Raw genomic sequence first — 6,142 nt, 5'->3', positions numbered from 1 at the left:
CGATGCTGCTTAAGCGCTTAAAACACGTGCGCGATACCCGCGTACACCGACTTCGGGCTCTGGCCGACAGCTGAGAGGGCCAGGCCCGGCGAGCTGCCGCCACCGCCGCTGATGGTGTAGCCGGCAGCGGACTGGTTGCTGATCTTGGTTGCGCCGCCGTAGAGCGTGGTGCGCTTGGACAGCGCATAGTCGTAGCGCACACCGATGGCCTTGGAGTTCGAGTTGGCCGTGGTCTTGTTCTTGAGCTGGCCGTAGGTCGCGATCAGCTTGCCCGCACCCAGGGGAGCCGAGGCGCCGATCTGGTAGGCATCGAGCGCGGGCGCGGCGGCCGCGTCACCGCGGCGGCGCACAAAAATGGCGGAAGGTTTGATCACCCCGAAATCGTAGGAAACCGCCAGGTCGGTGTACTTGTCGGTGTTGCCGACGATGTAAATGGTTTTTTCCGTCAGGTAGCTGACTTGCGCGGACAGCGTGCTGCTGGCGTAGCCGGCGGCAATGTTGAGCGTGTTGCCGGTGGATTTGGGCTGGCCCACGCCGGTCGATTCACCGAAAGCGTAAAACACATTGGCCTTGAAGCCGTTCCAGGTCGGCGTGGTGTACTGGATGGAGTTGTCGCGGCGCGTGGTGGCGTCGGCGAGCGAGCCACCGTTGATGCCCACGCCGGGGCCGGCGTAGTAGTTCAAGGCGCCCGACATGGTGAAACCGGCCGGGTCAAATGCCGCCATGGTGCCGAAGTGCGGCGTGTACTGGCGGCCGATGTTGACGGCGCCGAAATCGCCGCTCAGGCCCACCGTCGCCAGGCGCTGGAACATATAGGAAGCGCCCGTCGGGACAGTGCTGGTCGGGACGGTGGCGGTGCCGGTGCTGGCGCCCGTGTCCACCAGGACACCGGCTTCCAGTATGAAGTTGGCCTTCAGGCCGCCGCCCAGGTCTTCCGAGCCGCGAAAACCGAAGCGCGAGCCCATGGCGCCGCCACTGGAGATGCGTGTCACGGTGCCATTGCCCGCGGACGCCAGCTCGAGGAAGGAATCGAGCACGCCATAGACCGTGACGGAGCTTTGGGCCTGGGCCGTGCAGCAGGCCGCCGACAGCACCGAGAGTGCGAACAATTGGGTTTTCATGATGTCTCCTGTATGTTGTTGATCTGGCGTGCTTACCGACCTGGCGCCCTCCCGGATCCCTGCGCCCCGCAACCCGCCGCAGCCGATTGCGTGGAAATCGTTAACCACGGGCCAAGCGTAACGGGATTTTGGTTATAAATAATAAGTAAATAGACTCTTGCCAAGTCGCTCGTTTATGGTTATTAAACGTAACCATATCCGGGACTTGCCGGACTCCAGGCCTTGATCGGCCGTGGCGCCGAGGGTCGGGTTGCCGATGGGACTCCCCCAGCGGTGCCACGCCGGCGCTTTTGATCACGCCTTCTCCCAGCGGCGGCAACGTTCGCGTACGATACCGGGTTGCATAAAAACAAGCTCATACGAGGACAGGGGGGAATGGATTGATGATTGCCGGGATAGACCTCGGAACCACGCACAGCCTGGCCGCCATCTGGCGCAACGGCCGTTCGGAGCTGGTTCGAAACGCTTTGGGCGACGTGCTGACGCCATCCGTAGTCAGCATCGACGACGACGGAACGATTCTTGTGGGCCAGGCGGCACGCGAGAGGCTGCAAACGCATCCTGATCGCACAGCGGCAGTGTTCAAACGAGCCATGGGCACCGCCAAGACCTTCCGGCTGGGCAAGCGCGAATTCCGTGCGGAAGAACTTTCCTCGCTGGTGCTGCGGGCGCTGAAGGCGGATCTCGAAACCACGCTGGGTGAGGCCGTGACCGAGGCTGTGGTGACGGTGCCCGCCTATTTCTCCGACGCACAACGGCAGGCAACGCGTACGGCGGGGTCGTTGGCGGGCTTTGCGCAGGTGACCCTGCTCAATGAGCCCACGGCGGCCGCGCTGGCCTACGGCATGCACCAGAAGCAGAGTGAAACGCAATTCCTGGTGTTCGACCTGGGCGGCGGCACTTTTGATGTGTCGGTGCTGGAAATGTTCGACGGCGTGATGGAGGTCCGCGCGACCGCCGGCGACAACCACCTGGGCGGCGAAGACATTGATCAGCTGCTGATGGCGCATTTCGTGCGCGAAGCCGGCTTGCCCGACGTGGAACTCAACCGCAGCGCCACGCGTGCGCAACTGGGCGCGCGCATTGAGGCCGCCAAGAAGGCACTGTCCCTTGCCGACACTGCCGCAGTGAGCCTGGCCGCCGGCGGACGGGACTACACCATGACCCTCACCGCCGAGGTGTTGGAGGCCTGCATCAAACCGCTGATGGATCGCCTGCGTGAGCCGGTCGAGCGCGCCATGCGCGACGCCCGGCTGCGGCCGGCCGAACTCGATGCCGTGGTGTTGGCCGGCGGCAGCACGCGCCTGGCCTCTATCCGGCAATGGGCGACGCGCATGTTCGGCCGCTTTCCCGAAACGGCGCTGAATCCCGACGAAGTCGTTGCCCTGGGTGCGGCGGTCCAGGCCGGGCTGAAAATGAATGATGCGGCGCTTTCCGAGCGCGTGATGACCGACGTTTGTCCCTACACGCTCGGTATCGAGAGTGCCCGCGAAATCAGCAACGGCAGGCACGCCAATGGTTTCATGGCCCCCGTGCTCGAACGCAACACGGTGATTCCGGCAAGCCGCGTGCAGCGGTTCTCGCCCATCGTGGACTTCCAGCGGGAACTGCGCCTTAGCGTCTACCAGGGTGAAGCCCGCCGCGTGAGCGAGAACATCAAGCTGGGCGAGTTCAGTGTGAACCTGCCTTCGGGCCGGACACACGAGGTCTCGGTGGACGTACGCTTCACCTACGACGTCAACGGCTTGCTCGAAGTCGAGGCGACCGTCAACAAGGATGGCCAGGCCGTGGCCGAACCCGTCCGGCTGGTGATTGAGAACTCCGCCGACCACCTGACGCCCGAACAGATCAGCTCGCGGCTGGCGGCCCTGCACGAACTGAAAATCCATCCGCGCGACCAGATCGAAACCCGAACGCTGATGGCGCGTGCCGAGCGCTTCCACAGCCAACTGCTGGGCCAGGCCCGTGAACACCTTGCGACCGTGATCACGCGCTTTGAAGTCGTGCTGGAGTCGCAGGACCAGCGGCGCATCGCCCCGGTGCGGCAGGAGCTTTCCGACTTGCTGAAAACGCTGGACACTGATCGCTACGTGCTGGATGACGCATGATCTTCCTGTCCAATAATGGCCTGGCCCGGCTGCAGCTGGACGGCTCCGCGACCGAGCGCGACGTCAAGAAAGCCTATGCACGCGAACTCAAGCTGATCGACCCGGCAACGCAGCCGCAAGCTTTTGCCGAGCTGCGCGAGGCCTACGAAAGCGCCTTGGCACAGGTCCGGTTCACAGCGCAGTTTTCCGGAAAGTCCGAGCCCGCCGGTCGAACCGATGAGGCTGACGCCTCCGGGCAGGGCAGGGAAGAGGCCGGCGGCGACACACCGGCCCCCCAGGCGCCGGAGGCCGAGGAAGTCCACCCGGAGGAAACTGAAGAACCGCGGCGCGCGCAACCGGAGCCCGCCTTCATTGACGCCGCAGCCGAAAAACCGGCGCCAACCTCCACACCGGAATCTTCTCCGCCTCCCAGCCATTTGCCGTTCGAGCGTTTTGTGGAGGCCCTGACGTTCCCGTCGTCGGACCTGCCGGCCGCGCAGGCCATGCTGCGGCACTGGCTCGCGCAGGACGGCTTGATGCTGATGGCGGCCCGTGAAGCCTTTGAACTCGAGCTGATGGAGGCCTTGGCCTCACGCCGTTTCGGGCAGCGCACGGCGGTCGTGTTTCTGGCCGCATCGCAAGCGTTCCACTGGAATTCCGGCCGGCACGGCCTGTTGGAGCGCACAGGCCCCAACGGCGCCTATATTTCGTCGCTGCTTTACGAGATGGCCGTGCTGGATGGGACCTCGCAGTCGCGCTGGCTTGCCTTGACCGGGACGCCCGACCCGAAAAAGGCGTTGACGCTGCTGAAAGACGCAGAACGCATGGAATCGTTGTCGCCTGTCCTGGCGCGCTTGTTTTTTGCCGACGGCCATATTGCGGCCTGGCATCAGGCGCGGGATCACGCGCCTGTTCTGCTGCGTGGCTTCAAACGCGCCATCACGGTATATAAAAACAGTGCGTTGCTGCGCGGCATGCTGTACCTGCTCGTACTTCCGGTGATCGTCGTCAGCATCATGGCCGCAGCACTGTCATTGGCGCAATTCAAGGAGGCCAACCAGGCGTCAAGCCTCTGTGACGGCTACTTCGCCTCGGCGATGGCCAAGGGATGGAAAGACATTCCCCTGTCTGACATCACGCAACTGGAAAACTGCGCGCGCGGCATTCCACCCTTGCTCTGCAGCGACCGGGCTGCTCTGCTGGATGTGATGGGCATGGCCAAAAGCGTGCAGGGCAGCCATCTCTACTATTTCTCCCGGAATGGCATGCTGGTCAACCTGTCCGACGGCCGGCGGTTTGGCGCAGCGACACCCGCGGATTGTTCGGCTGTAATGAGTTTCGCGACGTTTACACCGTGGCTGGGCCAAGGGGACGAAAAAGCTGCAAGGCAACTCGTCGCGGATATCGCCAAATGCGTTACAAGCCGCGGCGATTCCATGGAAAGCCCGGCGCTGCTTGCGCTGCTGGCGCAAACCGACGCCTGGCCTGCGCCGCCGTCAGGCCGTGCGGGCAAACCTGCCGCACTCGGTTTACTGGTCAGCCAGCCGGTTACAGCACCCTTTACCGTCACGCCGCACAAGCCCTGGCCGGCATGCGTCGCGGTGATGAATGAAGACCTTCGCTCTCGCATGGGAGAAAAAGAAGGGCTGGCCGCATCGATACGCGCCAATTATTCTGCGATTCAACAACTACCCACTGTGCTCAAGACACCGCCGGGAAAGGCCGGCCCGCAGAGCGCAGCTGCGGATGCGGCGGTTGCAGCCGCAGCCGCGCGCTGATCATCATTCTTATTTCAGAGCGACGCCCCCAGCATCTCCTCATACTCCCCAGCCGTCGCAATCCTTGGATTCGTTTTGTGGCAATGGTCCGCCAGCGCGCCGGTGATGATCTGCCCGAACTGCTCACGTTGAACGCCCATCGCGGCCAGCCCGGTGGGCAGGCCCAGCCGGGCATTCATGTCGCGGATGGCCTCGGCGATGTCGCCGCCTGAGGCCAGCCCCATCGCACGCGCCATGCGGTCCAGGCGCTTGTCTTTTTGTACCGACTCGGCTTCGGCGTTGAAGCGAACCACCGCCGGCAAAAACATCGCGTTCAGCGTGCCGTGGTGCAGGCGCGGATCGACACCGCCCAGGCTATGGCTCAGCGAATGCACGCAGCCCAGTCCTTTCTGGAAGGCCATGGCGCCTTGCATGGACGCGCTCATCAGATTGAAACGCGCATCGCGGTCGCTGCCGTCGCGCGTGGCGCGCTCGATGTGCGCCCAGCCGCGCTCCAGGCCGTCCAGCGCGATGCCGTCGGCCGGCGGGTTGAAGGCCGCCGACATAAAGGTTTCCATGCAGTGCGCGATGGCGTCCATGCCGGTGGCGGCCGTCAGTTTGGCGGGCAGGCCCAGCGTGAGTTCGGGGTCGCAGATCGCGGTTTTGGGCACCAGGTGCCAGGAATGAAAGCCCAGCTTGCGGTGGTCGTCCACGATGATGATGGCGCCGCGCGCGACCTCGCTGCCGGTGCCGCTGGTGGTGGGCACGGCGATCAGCGGCGCGGCGCGGTCGGTGATCTTGAGGGAACCGCCTTCGATGGTGGCGTAGGTGGTCAGCGGCCCCTCGTGCGTGGCCGCGATGGCCACGCCCTTGGCGCAGTCAATCGCCGAGCCGCCGCCCACGGCGACCAGGCCGTCGCAGCCGCTGGACTTGTAGAGTTCGGCCGCGGCGCGCACCGCGGCCTCGGTCGGGTTGGACGGCGTCTGGTCGAATACCGTGACCTGCATGCCCGGCAGGGCGTCTAGCGCTTTTTGCAAAATGCCAGCCGCCTTGACGCCGGGGTCGGTCACGATCATCGGGCGCGTGATGCCCACGCGTTCGCATTCCTGCTTGAGCAGTTTCACGGCGCCGAATTCAAACTGGATCTGGGTGACGTAATAGATGAAGGCCATGCTGC

Annotated in this window: 4 protein-coding genes; 2 read left to right on the top strand and 2 right to left on the bottom strand. The window is 64.3% G+C overall.

Translation table 11 applies throughout. The features are described 5' to 3' along the window. Positions 1 to 17: 17 nt before the first annotated feature. Positions 18 to 1,121, bottom strand: coding sequence for a porin (locus AC1D0P_RS20315; RefSeq protein WP_477678406.1), 1,104 nt, complete (start codon positions 1,119 to 1,121; stop codon positions 18 to 20). A gap of 383 nt (positions 1,122 to 1,504) precedes the next feature. Between AC1D0P_RS20315 and AC1D0P_RS20310 the strand changes: the two genes are divergently transcribed. After that, positions 1,505 to 3,229, top strand: coding sequence for an Hsp70 family protein (locus AC1D0P_RS20310; protein WP_477678405.1), 1,725 nt, complete (start codon positions 1,505 to 1,507; stop codon positions 3,227 to 3,229). Positions 3,230 to 3,645: 416 nt separating this feature from the next. After that, positions 3,646 to 4,986: a hypothetical protein gene (locus AC1D0P_RS20305; RefSeq protein WP_477678404.1), complete on the top strand. Its 1,341-nt coding sequence runs from the start codon at positions 3,646 to 3,648 to the stop codon at positions 4,984 to 4,986. Between the two features lie 14 nt (positions 4,987 to 5,000). Here the strand turns inward: AC1D0P_RS20305 and AC1D0P_RS20300 are convergent, their stop codons facing one another. Further along, positions 5,001 to 6,137: an iron-containing alcohol dehydrogenase gene (locus tag AC1D0P_RS20300; protein ID WP_477678407.1), complete on the bottom strand. Its 1,137-nt coding sequence runs from the start codon at positions 6,135 to 6,137 to the stop codon at positions 5,001 to 5,003. Between the last annotated feature and the right edge of the window lie 5 nt (positions 6,138 to 6,142).

The organism is Polaromonas sp. P1_G2, assembly GCF_056405515.1.
Note: the sequence above shows the minus strand (reverse complement) of the source record. Positions and strands in the feature narration are given on the sequence as shown.

Bases quoted from the DNA above. Each gene is read 5' to 3' on its own strand.
- AC1D0P_RS20300 (WP_477678407.1), bottom strand. From the start codon at position 6,137: ATGGCCTTCATCTATTACGTCACCCAGATCCAGTTTGAATTCGGCGCC.
- AC1D0P_RS20315 (WP_477678406.1), bottom strand. From the start codon at position 1,121: ATGAAAACCCAATTGTTCGCACTCTCGGTGCTGTCGGCGGCCTGCTGC.
- AC1D0P_RS20310 (WP_477678405.1), top strand. From the start codon at position 1,505: ATGATTGCCGGGATAGACCTCGGAACCACGCACAGCCTGGCCGCCATC.